Genomic DNA, 14,732 nt, shown 5'->3' on the forward strand with positions numbered 1-14,732 from the left:
TTCACGTCCCAAGGATTGATGTTGTACCAGAAGCAAGAAAAAAGCCCATTTCGGCCCGGCGCGCGCAGTTGTCCCTCCTCCACACCTGCCCGCTAGTTAAGGGTCTTTTGACTCAAATTTTCGCCATGGCCGAAGGCGCATGAGGACTGGTGCGGCGGCCAGTTTGATATCTTTGATTTTCTGGCCGCCAATGAGCACTTCGCCGACGGCGTTGAGGCGCAGCCGCTCCCAGCGTTCGCCACGCTTGTGGATTGAGACTTCTTCCAGATACCTATCGAATGCGTCGCCGCAGCTTTTCCCGATGACGATGCCGCTGTCGGCGCCGCGCCGGATTTCGGTTTCGCGTTCCGACGCCCAGGCCGCAGCTTCGGCCTAGGTGCTGAATGTCTTAGATTCCCGTGTGCCGAGGATGGCGATCTCCGCCCGCCAGCCGCCAACCCGTTTCCTGAGTGAAGCCATGCATCCCTCTCGTTGAGGCGCGATCAAGGCGTAAATTTGGCGTAATCGCCACTGGTTTTTGTCGGGTTTAATCTGTATCAAGGGAAATGTCGGGACGTAAAAAAAGCCACTAACCCGTTGATTGTATTGGGATTAATGGCTTTTTTGATGTTTCTGAATTCTGTGCGCTGGTGCCCGGAGCCGGAATCGAACCGGCACGCCCTTACAGGCGGGAGATTTTAAGTCTCCAGTGTCTACCAGTTTCACCATCCGGGCAGCGCGGCGAGATTCTAGCACAGGTGATGCCCATAATGCCATCTTGTGCCTGAGCCATGCTGTCCGGTTTGCGCCGGACAGCATGGTTTCATCTGCCTGCCGTCAGAACGTCGCCTTGAACTGCACCCCGTACGTGCGCGGTTCGTTGATGATGCCCGTCAGGTTGTCAAAATCGATGGCGCCCAGCGACTGGATCTGGTTGGTGATGTTGCGGCCGTAGGCGGAGATTTCGTATTTGTCCCATTTGTAGCCGACGCGCAAGCCGCCTTCCAGCAGTTCCTTGGCCTTGTATTCCTTCGCTTCATACAGGAAGAAGTTGTAGCTGGTGCGATAGGCCCAGTCCGTGTAGGCGTAGAACTCGCCATTGGCGACGGGAATGCTGTATTTCAGGGTGAAGTTGGTCTGCCACTCCGGTGCGCGGGGCAGCGGGTTGCCGTCGATGTAGGCCGTACCCTTGAACGGGCCGACGGGATCGGTGACGGTGCAGCCGCTGGCCGGGTTGTTTTGCGCGTTGCCGCAGCTTTGCACGAACAGTTTTTTGTCCTGGATTTCCGTGTGGTTGTAGCTGCCGCCCAGGGTCATGCTGAGCGAATCGCTGAGATTCGCCTGGAAATCCAGTTCCACGCCGCGGCCCGTGGCCTTGTCGGCGTTGATCAGCTGGTTCATGTTGACGGCGCCGCTGCCGGCCGTCAGCTGCTTGTCTTTGACGCGGTACTGGAACACGGCCACGCTCAGGCGCGCGCGCTTGTCGAACAGGTCCTGCTTGATGCCCGCCTCGACGGACAGCGCCTTTTCGGCGCCGGCAAACGAAGGGCGGTCGGCCAGGCCGTTCAGGCGGCCCTGCATCGACGGCGCGCGGTAGCCGGTGGCGATGCGCGCGTAGGCGTTGGTTTCCGGCGTGAGCACATAGGTGCCGCTCAAGTCCCAGCTGACGTTGTGCGAGGTGTCGTGCAAGTTGAATGGGCCTGCCGTGGTCGCTTCCACGCGCTTGGCCGAGAAATCTTTCTTGTCGCTCGTGTAGCGCAGGCCGGCGCGCAGCTTCAGGGTGTCCGAGACCGTGTAGTTGAGCGAGCCGAAGGCCGCGTACGACTTCGAACTCTGGTTTTGCGTGGCGTAGGCGCTGTTTTGCGGATTGCCGGGCGCCAGGCTGTCAAAGCTGATGCTGTCGATCTGGATATCTTCCTTGAAGTAGAACAAGCCGCCTATCCATTGCAGCGGGCCGCGGGCAGACGATTCGGCGCGGAATTCCTGCGAAATCTGCTTGTGGTTGGGAATCACGTCGGCCGTTTCCACGACGAAGGGGATGAAGCCGGGACCCATGGGCGGGGCGTACACGGCGCCATAGCCGCCGTCGACGTCGGCGCGGCTGAAGAAATCGAGTTTTTCGTAGCCGGTGATCGAATGCAGGGTGACGCCGGGCAAGTCCCATTTCAGGCGCATGCTGCCGCCCTTGGTTTTCAGGTGCTGGCGGTTGATGCCGTCGGTTGGGTAGGAGTTGTAATCGAAGTTGTCGACCAGGTCATTCGTGCCCTGTTTCAGGATGTTGGCGCGGAACAAAGTGGCCGTGCCGTCGAGGTTGCGCGCATGCACGTTGAACAGGGCGGTGAAGTCGCGCGTGGGCTTGACCAGTACCTGCAGGCGGGCGGCGCTGTCTTCATAGCCTTCGAAGTCGCGCGTGCCGGTAGGGCGCGGGTTGTGCACGCGATCGTCGCGGCGCTGCGTCTGGCCGGAAAAGCGCAGGGCCACCGTGTCGCTGACGGGCACGTTGAAGGCGCCTTCCAGGTTCTTCATGCCATCCTTGCCGAAGCCGCCGCTCAGGTAGCCTTCCGTCTTGAAGACGGGCTTGGCGGAATCGAACTTGATCACGCCGGCCGGCGAGTTGCGGCCGAACAAGGTGCCTTGCGGGCCGCGCAGTACCTCGACCTGATCCACGTCAAACACGGGAAAACCTTTCAACATGGCGTTTTCCTGCACCACGTCGTCCATCACCAGGCCCACCGGTTGCGAGGCATTCAGGTCGAAGTCGGTATTGCCCAGGCCGCGAATGTAGAAACGGGGAAAGGTGCGGCCGTAATCCGATTCGACGGAGACGCTGGGTGAACGGCTGTTGAGGAAGCGGATGTCGGCGCCGCCGGCCGTCAGGGTGTCGAGCTTGTCGCCCTTCAGGGTGGCGATGGACATGGGCACGTCCTTGATGTTTTCCGCGCGCCGCTGCGCCGTCACGATCACCGTTTCCAGCTGGCCAGGACCGGCTTGCGCCACCGGAGCGGCAGGCGCGTCGGTGGCTGGCGGCGGGACGCTGTCCTGCGCCATCGCCTGCAGGGGGAAGGCGGCAGTGATTGCCAGGGCAATCAGGGTGTGGCGTATTGTGCTGGCGCGTGTGCTGGCATGCGGTGTCATCATGAAACGGCTCCTGTCGGTGAAGGTTGTTGGGGCGCTGCAAGCTGGCGCTGGCCAGCTGGACGAAAAATCATGCTAGCACGGAAAGTTTTGGTATTCATGCCATTTTTCAGGCGCGCTCATTCATATGTTTTTCGACTGAATACGCGAATAAAATCGTATTTGTCGTCAATATTTGGCGGGTGCATAGTGGAGTGCCGGCAGGCTTGCGCGAGCGCAAAGTGGCCTGGCGTGGCGATGGTGGTTTCCTGCGGAAACGCAAACAGAGGGAGGGCTGTTGCCGCGCGGCCCGCGCCCGGGCACTGGAAATACAACAGCTGCCGCGGATTTTTTTCGGCAGGGGCGTGTTGTTGCTGCGCGACAGGGGACGGTGCCGGTGGCGGCCATCCCCTGTGCGGATCAGCCGGGAATGGGCGTGCCCTGGTGAAAAATCATTTGCCAGCGGCCATCGCGCCACTTCCACAGCGAACTGCGCAAGCTGGCGCTGGCGGGCAGGGCGCCGCTGGCGTGGCGCTGCGAGCGGTAGGTCACCAAGGCCACATCCTCGGCCAGCAGGCGGGCTTGAAAATCGCTGATGCTGCGCGGACAAAAATCTTCTGCCGGCAAGTCCGCCAGGGTCGCGGCGCGTGTCCAGAGCTTGCCCGAGCTGCCGAATTCGACGAACTCGTCGGCCAGCAGCGCTGCCAGCCTGGCGCTGTCGGCGCGCACGGCCCGGCTTTGCAGCGCCGCTTCCAGCGCCTGCAACTGCGCCGCCAGGCGTGCGCCGTCCTGCGTCTGCTCCCGCGTGTGGTCCATTGCCAAGGTCTTCAGATGGGAAACGCGCCCGCGCCCGACACATTCAGGCAGGCGACCTTGTCGCTGGAAAAATACTTGATTTGCCCCAGGCCGATGGCGTAGCAGCCGTCGCTGAGCGGGGAAATGGGGCCGGTGAGTTTTTCACCGCTGATCAGGGTCACCACCCAAGGCGTGGTGGCCGGTTTGCCCGCGTGGGCCAGTGCGTGTTGTACCAAGTCTGACATGGAGCCTCCGATGGAAATCAAAGCTCGATGATAGCAGTGCCGCGCAGGCTTGGGCGATGCCGTGCCGGCCTGGCGCGCGGGCTGCGCCATGGCCGCCGCGGCAGGCATGACCGGGCTTCATTATTTATTTGCATAATGGCAATCAAGTGATATAGTTGACAAGCACTCCTGGCGAAAAAGCTTGGCAAGGCAATGTTGATTGATCCTTTTCTGCCGTGCAGCGTTTGTTCCGCCGGCGCCGCGCGCACTACTTTTGAAAGCCGCACCATGTCCAGCCAGTACCCTGACGCCCCGCCCCGCTTTTCCATGCCCCCGCCGCCGGTCACCAATACGCCGCTGGAATTCATGCCCACGCACGATCTGTCCTTCTGGGACAGCGATGTGACATCGGGTTGCATGGTGTCGCTCGATGCCGCCGTGTCGTTTAAGGATGGCTACCCCTCCTTGCGCATCGACCTGCCAGCCGGCTTGCCTGCCGGTACCGTCGTGAAAGTGGGCACGACAGGCGCTGCCGGCAAGGGCCAGCCGCGCATCCCGTTCAACTGGGATTTGCAACGCTTTTCCTTCGCGCTGCGCTCGACGAATGCCGCCATCATGCAGACGGGGGGCATGATTTACCTGGGCAACAGCGATTACAGCAGTTTCTGGTCCGGCTTTCTGAATGCCTTGCATTACGGCGGTTCCGCCGCCGCCGACACCTTGATGTTCGTCAACAATGAGTGGTGGGTGCCCAAGCTGGCCACGCCGCTCGATAGCGAGGGCACGCCCACGGCACAAAACCTGTCGCGCGGGAAATTTACCGTGCAGCTGACCGCCGCCACGACGCAGCCGGAAACCATCTGGCTGGGCATGGTTGCGGCGTTGCCGAAGCGTAAATTGCCCACCGTCATCTTGTCCTTTGACGATGGTTATGCCTCCTGGGATACGTATCTGATGGAGCGGCTGAAATACTATGATTTGCCGGCCTCGTTTGCCATCGTCACGTCCCTGCTGGGGCAGCCCGATTACATGTCGGCCGAGCGCATGAAGGCGCGCTTCGACGATCCGTCGCGCCTGTTCGACTTTACCCTGCACCAGAGCGTGCACGACAATGTGGCGGTACAGGGTTCGGCCCAGTACGTCACCGCGCTGCAGGTGGGGCGGGACAAGATGCGCGCTGCCGGTATCGGTGGCGACGGGCCATCGCACCATGCGTGGGTCGAATCGCTGTGGACGAACACGGCCATCAACGCCATGCGCGCCGCCGGTTTCCTGTCGGCGCGCGGCGCCGGCTATACGGCCGAGCGCGGCTTCGACCAGATGTTTTTCACTGGTAACGACAAGGATGCCTACATCCTCAACACTTCCACGGTCAACCTGACAAACGACGCCAGCTTTGCGCAAGTCCAGGCGGCGATCCAGACGGCGGTGGGCGACGACAGCTTTGTGTTTGTCAACGGCCACGATATCGTCAGGACGCCAACGTCCGACTACCAGACTTCGTATGCGGTCATCGATGAATTGCTGGCATGGCTGGCGGGGCAAGTGGCTGCCGGCGCGCTGCAAGTGGTGTCGCATAGCCGCTGGTTTGCCGATACGACGGGCAGGGTGACGGACCGGCGCTGATCGCCCCGGGAGCAGGGCTGCGCCGGCGCCTCAGGCGTCGGCCAGCAAGTTCTTCGGCAGGGCCACCGACACCAGCTTCCAGTGCCACAGGCCGTCGCGCGCCAGGGTCAGTTCGCCGATATGGCTTTTGCTGTGGGCGCGCTGCACCACGACGCTGTCCCAGGAGGTGTAGCGCAGTTTGTAGTCGGGCTTGGTATTGCGCTTGCGGCCGCTGATGTCGCTGACCTTGGCGAGCGGTTTTTCGTAGCGGTCATTGAGCTTCATCAAGGCGACGATGCCTTCGGGCATCAGCATGGTATCGAGCAAGGGGGCGATGACGTCGGGACTGATGTCGTCGGCCACTTCGGGCGCCGAAAACAGGGTGTGCAGTTGTTGCCCGAGGCTGCCGCGCAGCTGGGGCAGGTCGATATGCGCAGCGAGGGCCTGGGTATCTTCGTCCATCGTTGCCGTGCGAATCTTGTTCATGGTGAAATACGGGCTGCCATAGAAGACGCCGGCCAGCGCGACCAGTGCCACTACAGCGAGAAGCATCATTCTTTTCATCGTGCGATCTCTCGGATGCCTGGCGACCCGGTGCGCCTGAAGTGTTGGCATTCTACATAATATTTCCCAAAATCAATATAGAGGTTTAAGTAAGTGTTGTTTTAGATCAAGTTTCTTTAAAGTAATTCCGGCGGCAAGGTGATGTCCGTCAGTTTCCAGTCCCAGATGCCATGGCGGCGCAGTAAAAACTGGCTGGCGGCGGGCCCGGCGCCGCTGCGCCGCAGCACCACTTCGTTCCATGAACGGTACGCCATGCCGAAGTCGTGGCGCTTGCCGTCCGCCCCGTGCTTGCCATGCAGGATCAATACCGTGATGCCGGGCGGCGAGACGATGGTGTCGAGCATTTCCTTGAAATCGTCCTCATTGGCCGTTTCGCCGGCCGCCCGCAGCTGGCGCGCCACGCTGGCGCGCACGGCGGGCAGGTCGGCCTGCTGCGCCAGGTTTTCCAGGCGCACGGATTTCGCCGCGATGCTGATGCGGTACATGGCGATATAGGGGCTGACCCAGGTGAAGCCGATGGCAGCGACGGCAAAAATGAGTGCGGTGGCGTACTTTCTTTTCATGCTATGGCTCGTTGGGTCGCAGCTTGCACGCGGGGGTCAATAGCCGCCAAGGATCTGGTATTCCAAACCTTGATTTCCTGCGCTGCGTATCTGGATCCGGATTTTCCGGAAGGTGACTTCCGCGGGAAAACTGGTGATCTCAAACGACAAGTCTTGCGAAAACGACGGCCGTGCCAGGTCGCCTGCATATTCTCTGTAGGCAATGCGCAAGGTGTGATTGCTGTAGCCCTGATATAGCAACTGCGAATTGATGGACCTGTCGATAGGCGCGGTTTCCACTCCCGGGCCGAATTTGATGCCGGGGTTGACATCTTCGTGCCACCACATCAGATCGCTGGCGACCATCACCTGGTCCAGCAGGCCATCATTGTTGCGGTCGGCAAAACAGGCATTCCTGGTCATCCCGGGCAGCAGCATGTTGAAGACCTGGCGTTCGGTGCAGTAAGCGGGCTTGCCTTCAATATCGGCGCGGTACAGGAAGTCGCCCTCGATGACGGCAACGCGGCCGCCGCCGATGGACACGGCGCGTCCATCGTAGATCTGATAGCCCGTTTTGCTTGTGTATTGGAATGTGGACAATAGCGCTTCACCAGCAGTGACCTTTGAAACGATGTTCAGTTGCGGATCATGGCCGATGCGCTCCATCGTGCGGGTCGTCTCGCGGACTTCCATGGTGGCACATCCGCTGAGTAGCAGCGCAGCGATGGCGACGCGGTATAACTTTTTCATTGATTTCTTTGTTTGTCTTGGGCGCGCTCATGCACAAGCCGGCGCGATTAAGGGGAAGGGTAGCTAAATATTGCCAAATGATAAGTTCAGTTGCCTATGAAAGAAAGGGAAAATGCGCTTTTTTCCATTGTGACGGCCGATGGCGGACCTCGATCAGCTGGATGGGCGGCGGATGGTGTAGCATTCGTGCCGGCGCGGACCATCGCGCCGCAATATTGAGGACAACCATGAATATCACTATCAATCAGGTGCTGCAGTCGTATATCGACCCGCTCACCGCCAGCGAGTACGCGGCGCTCGAGCGCAGCCTGCTGGCCGAAGGCTGCCGCGATGCGCTGGTGCTGTGGAACGACGTGCTGATCGACGGGCATAACCGCTACGCCATCTGCCGCCAGCACGGCATCGAATTCAAGACCATCCAGAACACCAGCTTTACCTCGCTCGACGACGTCATGCTGTGGATGATCGACAATCACCTGGCGCGCCGCAGTGTATCGGACTTCCAGCGCGGCGTGCTGGCCCTGCGCAAGAAGGAAATCGTCGCCGCGCGCAGCCCGGCACCCGTCAGCGCCCAGGATGCGCCGGAAGGCGAAAACGCGCCGAAGGCACCCATGAGCACGCGCGAAGAGGTGGCCAAGGCGGCGAGATTGAGCAGCAACCAGATCAGCCAGATCGAGAAGATCCAGAAGGCGGCGTCGCCGGAACTGGTGGAAGCCGTCCGTTCGGGCACGATCTCGATCAATGCGGCGGCCACCGTGGCATCCCTGCCGCCGGAAGAACAGGTGGCGGCCGTCGCCGGCGGTAAAAAACTGCTGCGCCAGGCGGCCAAGGAAATCCGCGAACAGCGCGCCGCCACGCGCACGCCGCGCGAGCCGAAGGTGCATGTATCGCAGGACACGCCGGAAACGGGCAACGAGCCGTGGGCGGAGAACGCGGCCCAGGCGCCGTCCGAAACGGAACGCCTGCGCGGCGAGATCGCCAGCCTGAAACAGAAGGTGGCGCAGCTGCAGGCGGAAAATGTGGAGTTGAACCAGCGCATCGCGGCCCTGATTGACGCATCCTGATCTGGAGTTTTGGCATGTTACATAGCAGTGCCCTGTTTGCCTCAGTTGCTGTCGCCAGTATTCCCGTGCTGGCCGCACCCGCTGTTTCTGTCAAGGACATGGCCCGCTGGCAGGCGCAGGCGGCCAATGTCAGCATCGCACGCGATACGTGGGGCGTGCCCCATGTGACGGGCAAGACGGATGCGGATGCCGTATTTGGCCTGATGTATGCGCAGGCCGAAGACGATTTCCCCCGCGTGGAACTCAATTACATCAACGCCATGGGGCGCCTGGCGGAAGTGGAAGGGGAACGGGAGCTGTACAGCGACCTGCGCATGAAGCTCTTCATCGACCCGCTTGAGCTGCAGGCGCAGTACCGCGCCAGCCCGGCGTGGCTGCGCAAGTTGATGGACGCCTTTGCCGATGGCCTGAATTTTTACCTGGCCACGCATCCGCAGGTCAAACCGCGGCTGATCGCGCATTTCGAGCCATGGATGGCCTTGAGCTTCAGCGAGGGCAGCATCGGCGGCGATATCGAATCGATCAACCTGGCGCAGCTCGAAGCGTTTTACGGCCAGCAGGCCAGTCCTGCCGCCGTGGCGCTGGCCAGCATCGAGACCGGGTTGGATCCCGAGCCCAGCGGCTCGAACGGCTTCGCCATCGCGCCCGCCATCACCAAAAATGGCCATGCGCTCTTGATGATCAACCCGCACACCTCGTTCTACTTCCGTCCCGAAGTGCAGGTCACCAGCGGCGAAGGCTTGAACGCGTATGGTGCCGTCACCTGGGGCCAGTTCTTCGTCTACCAGGGTTTTAACGAGCGCCTGGGCTGGATGCACACCTCGGGCGGCGGCGACGTCATCGACGAATACCTGGAAAGCATCGTCGACAAGGACGGCGCCTGGTTCTACCGCTATGACGGCGGCTTGCGCCCCTTGAAAACCGTGCCCATCACCTTGCCCTACAAACTGGCCGATGGCGGCATGGCATCGAAGACCATCACCGTCCACTACAGCCACCACGGCCCCATCGTGCGCGCGCAGGATGGTAAATGGGTGGCCGTGCGCCTGATGCATGAACCGTTGAAGGCTTTGATGCAGTCGTACACGCGCACCAAGGCGCGCGATTATGCTGCGTTTTATCAAACGATGGAATTGCGCACGAATTCGTCGAACAACACGGTGTATGCGGATGCGGATGGCAATATCGCCTACTTTCACGGCAATTTCATCCCCGTGCGCGACCCGCGCTTCAACTGGAAGCAGCCTGTCGACGGCAGCGACCCGGCCACGGAATGGAAAGGGTTGCACACGGTGGTGCAAACCATCACCCTGTTCAATCCGAAGAATGGCTGGATCCAGAACACGAACAACTGGCCGTATTCGGCGGCCGGCGCCCACAGCCCGCGCCAGAGCGACTATCCCGCCTACATGTCCGTGTACGGCGAAAACGCGCGCGGCCTGCATGCCGTCAAGGTTTTCCAGAACCAGAAGGATTTCACGCTCGACAAGCTGATCGCCGCCTCGTACGACAGCGAACTGACGGCGTTCGAAGCGCTGTTGCCGCCCCTGTTCGCGGCATACGATGCGCTGCCGGCGGGCGACGCGCACAAGCTGGCGCTGGCCGGCAAGGTGGCCTTGCTGCGGGCCTGGGACTGGCGCTATGCGCTGGACTCCACCGCCACCTCGCTGGCCGTGTTCTGGGGCCAGGAGCTGGCCGAGCTGGCAGGAAAACAGGCGCGCGAGCAGGGCGTGCCCGTTGTCGATTTTCTGGCGACGGACAAGGTCACGGCGGCGCAGCGGCTGGCTGCACTGGCGACGGCGGCCGATAAACTGCAGCGCGATTTCGGCCACTGGCAAACGCCGTGGGGCGAGATCAACCGCTTCCAGCGCCTGACGGGCGACATCGTGCAGCCGTTTGACGATGCGCAAGCCAGCCTGCCCGTGCCTTACGCGTCGGGCAACTGGGGTGCTCTGGCCGCGTATGGACAGAGCAGCAAGAGCACCACGCGCAGGATCTACGGCGAGCGCGGCAACAGCTTTGTGGCGGCAGTGGAATTCGGCCCCCGCATCAAGGCGAAAAGCATCCTCGCCGGCGGCCAGAGCGGCGACCCGAAGTCGCCGCACTTCCGGGACCAGGCGGCCATGTATGCGCGCGGCGAATTCAAGGATGTGCTGTTTTATCCCGAGGACGTGGCGAAGCACCTGGAGCGCAGGTACCACCCCGGAAAATAGCCGCCGGGCGTATCAAATCGCGTCGAGCGCCGTACGCAGGTCATGGCGCAAATCCTCGATATCCTCGATCCCCACCGACAGGCGGATCAAGCCATCGCCGATGCCCAGCCTGGCCCGCTGCTCGGCCGGGATGCTGGCATGCGTCATCAGGGCAGGGTGCTCGATCAGGCTTTCCACGCCGCCCAGGCTTTCGGCCAGGGCGAACACCTCGCAGCGTTCGAGGAAGCGCCGCGCGCCCGCCAAATCCGTATCGAGGTCGATCGAGATGATGCCGCCGAAGCCATCCATCTGGCGCTGCGCCAGCGCGTGCTGCGGGTGCGAGGCCAGGCCCGGATAAAACACCTTGCGCACTTCCTTTTGCTGTTCCAGCCACTGCGCCAGGGCCAGGGCGCTTTCGCAATGGCGCTGCATGCGGATGGCCAGGGTTTTCACGCCGCGCAGGGCCAAAAAGCTGTCGAACGGCCCGGCAATCGCACCCACGGAGTTTTGCAAAAAGCCCAGCTGCTCGCGCCATTCCGCCTGGCGTTCTTCCGCGCCGACGATGGCGATGCCGCCGATGATGTCAGAGTGGCCGTTCAAATACTTGGTGGTCGAGTGCACGACGATGTCGAAGCCGTGCTCCAGGGGGCGCTGCACCAGCGGGCTGGCAAACGTGTTGTCCGCCACGGCGATGATGCCCCGTTCGCGGCAGATGTCGGCAATGGCGCGCAAATCCGCCAGTTTCAGCATGGGGTTGGTGGGCGTTTCCACCCATACCATCTTCGTTTCCGGGCGCAGCGCGGCCAGCAGGTTTTCCGGATTCGTCAGGTCGACATACGTGAATTCATGACCGGCCGAGCGGCGGCGCACGCGCTCGAATAAACGGTAGGTGCCGCCGTACATGTCGTCGCCGGCGACGATATGACTGCCCGCATCCAGCAATTCCAGCACGGACGAGATGGCGGCCAGGCCCGAGGCGAAGGCGAAGGCCGCGCTGCCGCCTTCCAGATCGGCCACGCAGCGCTCCAGCGCCCAGCGCGTGGGGTTGTGCGAGCGGCCGTAGTCCAGGCCTTTATGTACGCCGGGGCTGTCCTGCACGAAGGTGGAGGTGGCGTAAATGGGTGGCATGATGGCGCCCGTCGACGGGTCGGGCGACTGGCCGGCGTGGATGACGCGGGTGGCGAGGCGGCTCTTGCGGGGCGTTTGTTGGCTCAAGATAGTGTCCTGCGTAAGTGGTTGAGAAGGTCGAAGCGGGTGATCAGGCCATAGAAGGCGCTGTCGTCGGCGACGACGGCCGTCAAGCCCCGGTCCAGGGTGGCGCGCAGGGCGGGCAAGCCGCTGGACGGCGCCAGGGTTTCGATCTGCGTCGTCATGGTGGCGCCCACCAGACCCGCGAAATGTGCGGCGTCGCCGGAGACGTGCAGCAGCAGGTCCGATTCGTCGAGGATGCCGACCAATTGGCCGCCGTCGATGACGGGCAGCTGCGCCAGGTCGCTGGCGCGCATGCGGTTGAAGGCCGTGAGCAGGGTGTCGCCGGGCGCCACGCTGACGACGTCGCCCTCGTCGTAGCGGCGTCCGATCAGGTCGCGCAAGTCGCCGGACACGGCCCGCTGCAACAGGCCCTGGTCGCGCATCCAGCCGTCGTTGTAGACCTTCGACAGATAGCGCGTCCCCGTGTCGCACACGAAGGTGACGACGCGTTTGGGCGTGGTCTGTTCGCGGCAGTACTTGAGCGCGGCGGCCAGCAGGGTGCCCGTTGACGAGCCCCCTAAAATGCCTTCGGCCAGCAGCAGGGCGCGCGCGGAATCAAAACTTTCCTGGTCGCTGATGGTGTAGGCCTTGGTGACGCTGGCCATGTCGGCAATCGAGGGAATGAAGTCTTCGCCGATGCCTTCGACGGCCCACGAGCCGCTCGTGTCCGACACCTTGCCCGTGTCGATGTATTCGGTGAGGATGGAGCCTTGCGGGTCGGCCAGCACGAATTCCAGCTTCGGCTGCGCCTTGCGGAAGTAGCGCGTCAGGCCCGTCAGGGTGCCGGACGAGCCGACGCCGACGACGATGGCGTCCACGTCATGGCCGCTTTGCTCCCAGATTTCGGGCGCCGTCGTCGTTTCGTGGGCCAGCGGATTGGCGGGATTGTTGAACTGGTCGGCAAAGAAGGCGCCCGGCAGTTCGCGCGCCAGGCGCGCCGCGTAATCCTGGTAGTACTCGGGATGGCCCTTGCCCACGTCCGAGCGCGTGGTGTGCACTTCGGCGCCCAGGGCTTTCAGGTGCAGTACTTTTTCCGTCGACATCTTGTCGGGCACGACGAGAATCACGCGGTAGCCCTTGATGCGGCCCACCAGCGCCAGGCCGATGCCGGTGTTGCCGGCCGTCGCCTCGACGATGGTGCCGCCCGGCTGCAAACGGCCGTCGGCTTCGGCCGCTTCGATGATGGACAGGCCGATGCGGTCCTTGATGGAACCGCCGGGATTTTGCGATTCCAGTTTCAGGAACAGCTGGCACAGGCCCGTGTCGAGCCTGGTCACTTCGACCAGTGGGGTGTTGCCGATCAGCTTGTATAGCGCTGGCGGCTGGGATGGGGATGGCATTCGATCATTCATGGTGGCTCCTGTCAGAGAAACAGCCGCTCCGGATTGTGTCCCGAGCCGCCTTCCGTGCCGCGCAGTGTAGGCGGGTGCACGGGTGCGGCGAACGAATGTTTGCATGCTTGCATATGCGGCTTTCGCATATCAGCTGCAGCGCGGCTACAGCGTGCGCGCTTCGAGTATGCGCCGTTTTTAGCCCGCTTGCCGCGCCAACGGCACGACTATTAAGCTGCCGCAAGCCCGCCATTGCGATTTATAATCACGCCTCGAAAAGGAACTAAACAGTATCCTGAAAACCAGACGAACAGGGCAGGCGGCAGTGGCAAAACTTTATTTCCGGTATTCCGCGATGAACGCGGGCAAGTCGACGGCCTTGTTACAGGTCGCGCACAACTATGAAGAGCAGGGCCAGCAGGTGCGCCTGTACACGGCCGCCATCGACAGCCGCTACGGCGTGGGAAGGGTCACTTCGCGCCTGGGCCCGCAGCGCCAGGTCGACATCTTCCATGCCGACACGAATTTCCTCGATGCAATTCCCCAGGTCGCTTGCCTGCTGGTTGACGAAGCGCAATTTCTCAGCACGGCACAAGTGCAACAATTGCACCAACTGGCGCAAGTGAAGGGCGTGCCCGTCATCTGCTACGGCTTGCGCACGGATTTCAAGGGCGAACCGTTCCCCGGCTCGGCCTATCTGCTGGCGCTGGCCGACGATATCGAGGAATTGAAGAATATCTGCACTTGCGGCAAGAAGGCCACGATGAACATCCGCGTGGATGAGCAGGGCCGCCGCATCAAGGAAGGCGAGCAGATCAGTATTGGCGGCAACGAAAGTTACCGCCAGGCTTGCGGGCGCTGTTTCTATGCCTGATTTACAACGCCTAGCAAAACCGTAGCGAGCGGAAGGAAGTTGTGGTTGAGAAGCGCAACTGTACGAAGGTACAGTGAGCATCGCAGACCGCAAATTACGACGCGCAGTAGGTTTTGACAGGTGTTCTTATTCGGCGACGGGCGCGCCCACATCGGCATCGTCCGCTAGCGCCAGGTCGCCCCGTTCGAAGGCGGCGAGGATGTCATTCGCGCGCGCCACGTCGTGTTCGCGCACCAGCACGCGGGCGCCGCCGATGGCGGCCGCCAGCAGCATGTCGGCCTGCATGTGCTGGTCATCCGTCAGCAGCACGTCGATGCCGGCGGCGGCCAGGCAGCCGCGGATGACGTGCGCATCCGTGGGGATCATCAGCCGGGCAATTAAAACGTAGTCGTCGTGCATGGTGCCTCCTGGCAAGGTAGATTCATCCCCATCTTAGCACCGGGCTAG

Annotated in this window: 13 protein-coding genes and 1 tRNA gene; 4 read left to right on the forward strand and 10 right to left on the reverse strand. The window is 62.1% G+C overall.

Annotation, left to right across the window (positions count from 1 at the left end; genetic code table 11):
• Positions 1 to 627: 627 nt before the first annotated feature.
• From NCG91_RS01355 to NCG91_RS01370, 4 genes are all read right to left on the reverse strand, one after another.
• Positions 628 to 714 (reverse strand) — tRNA-Leu (locus NCG91_RS01355).
• Positions 715 to 816: 102 nt separating this feature from the next.
• Positions 817 to 3,114 (reverse strand): TonB-dependent receptor, encoded by a 2,298-nt coding sequence (locus NCG91_RS01360; protein ID WP_251349203.1) that lies wholly within the window; start codon positions 3,112 to 3,114, stop codon positions 817 to 819.
• A gap of 399 nt (positions 3,115 to 3,513) precedes the next feature.
• Entirely contained in the window at positions 3,514 to 3,909 is a 396-nt protein-coding gene (locus NCG91_RS01365) for a nuclear transport factor 2 family protein (RefSeq protein WP_251348254.1), read from the reverse strand.
• A gap of 11 nt (positions 3,910 to 3,920) precedes the next feature.
• Complete coding sequence (locus NCG91_RS01370; RefSeq protein WP_010399127.1) at positions 3,921 to 4,133, reverse strand: hypothetical protein; 213 nt, start codon at positions 4,131 to 4,133, stop codon at positions 3,921 to 3,923.
• Between the two features lie 267 nt (positions 4,134 to 4,400).
• Between NCG91_RS01370 and NCG91_RS01375 the strand changes: the two genes are divergently transcribed.
• Positions 4,401 to 5,738, forward strand: coding sequence for a polysaccharide deacetylase family protein (locus NCG91_RS01375; protein ID WP_251348255.1), 1,338 nt, complete (start codon positions 4,401 to 4,403; stop codon positions 5,736 to 5,738).
• 30 nt (positions 5,739 to 5,768) lie between these two features.
• Here the strand turns inward: NCG91_RS01375 and NCG91_RS01380 are convergent, their stop codons facing one another.
• The 3 genes from NCG91_RS01380 to NCG91_RS01390 form a co-directional block, all read right to left on the reverse strand.
• On the reverse strand, positions 5,769 to 6,269 hold the full coding sequence (locus NCG91_RS01380; protein WP_251348256.1) for a DUF2939 domain-containing protein: 501 nt from the start codon (positions 6,267 to 6,269) through the stop codon (positions 5,769 to 5,771).
• A gap of 128 nt (positions 6,270 to 6,397) precedes the next feature.
• Positions 6,398 to 6,844 (reverse strand): DUF2939 domain-containing protein, encoded by a 447-nt coding sequence (locus NCG91_RS01385; protein WP_251348257.1) that lies wholly within the window; start codon positions 6,842 to 6,844, stop codon positions 6,398 to 6,400.
• Positions 6,845 to 6,880: 36 nt separating this feature from the next.
• Positions 6,881 to 7,573 (reverse strand): hypothetical protein, encoded by a 693-nt coding sequence (locus NCG91_RS01390; protein WP_251348258.1) that lies wholly within the window; start codon positions 7,571 to 7,573, stop codon positions 6,881 to 6,883.
• A 227-nt stretch (positions 7,574 to 7,800) separates the two neighbouring features.
• Here NCG91_RS01390 and NCG91_RS01395 point away from each other — a divergent pair, with 227 nt between their 5' ends.
• Together NCG91_RS01395 and NCG91_RS01400 are read left to right on the forward strand one after the other, a co-directional pair.
• On the forward strand, positions 7,801 to 8,637 hold the full coding sequence (locus NCG91_RS01395) for a hypothetical protein (RefSeq protein WP_251348259.1): 837 nt from the start codon (positions 7,801 to 7,803) through the stop codon (positions 8,635 to 8,637).
• A gap of 14 nt (positions 8,638 to 8,651) precedes the next feature.
• Complete coding sequence (locus NCG91_RS01400; RefSeq protein WP_251348260.1) at positions 8,652 to 10,850, forward strand: acylase; 2,199 nt, start codon at positions 8,652 to 8,654, stop codon at positions 10,848 to 10,850.
• 12 nt (positions 10,851 to 10,862) lie between these two features.
• On the opposite strand, the gene NCG91_RS01405 is transcribed toward NCG91_RS01400, so the two are convergent.
• Both NCG91_RS01405 and NCG91_RS01410 read right to left on the reverse strand, forming a co-directional pair.
• Positions 10,863 to 12,044 (reverse strand): trans-sulfuration enzyme family protein, encoded by a 1,182-nt coding sequence (locus NCG91_RS01405; RefSeq protein ID WP_251348261.1) that lies wholly within the window; start codon positions 12,042 to 12,044, stop codon positions 10,863 to 10,865.
• The gene (locus NCG91_RS01410; protein WP_435526461.1) at positions 12,041 to 13,432 is read right to left on the reverse strand and encodes a pyridoxal-phosphate dependent enzyme; all 1,392 of its coding nucleotides are present in this window, start codon (positions 13,430 to 13,432) and stop codon (positions 12,041 to 12,043) included. The genes NCG91_RS01405 and NCG91_RS01410 overlap by 4 nt, the downstream gene beginning before the upstream one ends.
• Positions 13,433 to 13,736: 304 nt before the next feature.
• On the opposite strand from NCG91_RS01410, the gene NCG91_RS01415 reads away from it, so the two are divergent.
• Positions 13,737 to 14,285, forward strand: coding sequence for a thymidine kinase (locus NCG91_RS01415; protein ID WP_099667472.1), 549 nt, complete (start codon positions 13,737 to 13,739; stop codon positions 14,283 to 14,285).
• Positions 14,286 to 14,411: 126 nt separating this feature from the next.
• Here NCG91_RS01415 and NCG91_RS01420 read toward each other — a convergent pair whose 3' ends face one another.
• Positions 14,412 to 14,684, reverse strand: coding sequence for a putative signal transducing protein (locus NCG91_RS01420; protein ID WP_070256715.1), 273 nt, complete (start codon positions 14,682 to 14,684; stop codon positions 14,412 to 14,414).
• Between the last annotated feature and the right edge of the window lie 48 nt (positions 14,685 to 14,732).

Source organism: Janthinobacterium kumbetense (assembly GCF_023703445.1).
Classification (GTDB): Bacteria; Pseudomonadota; Gammaproteobacteria; order Burkholderiales; family Burkholderiaceae_D; genus Janthinobacterium; species Janthinobacterium kumbetense.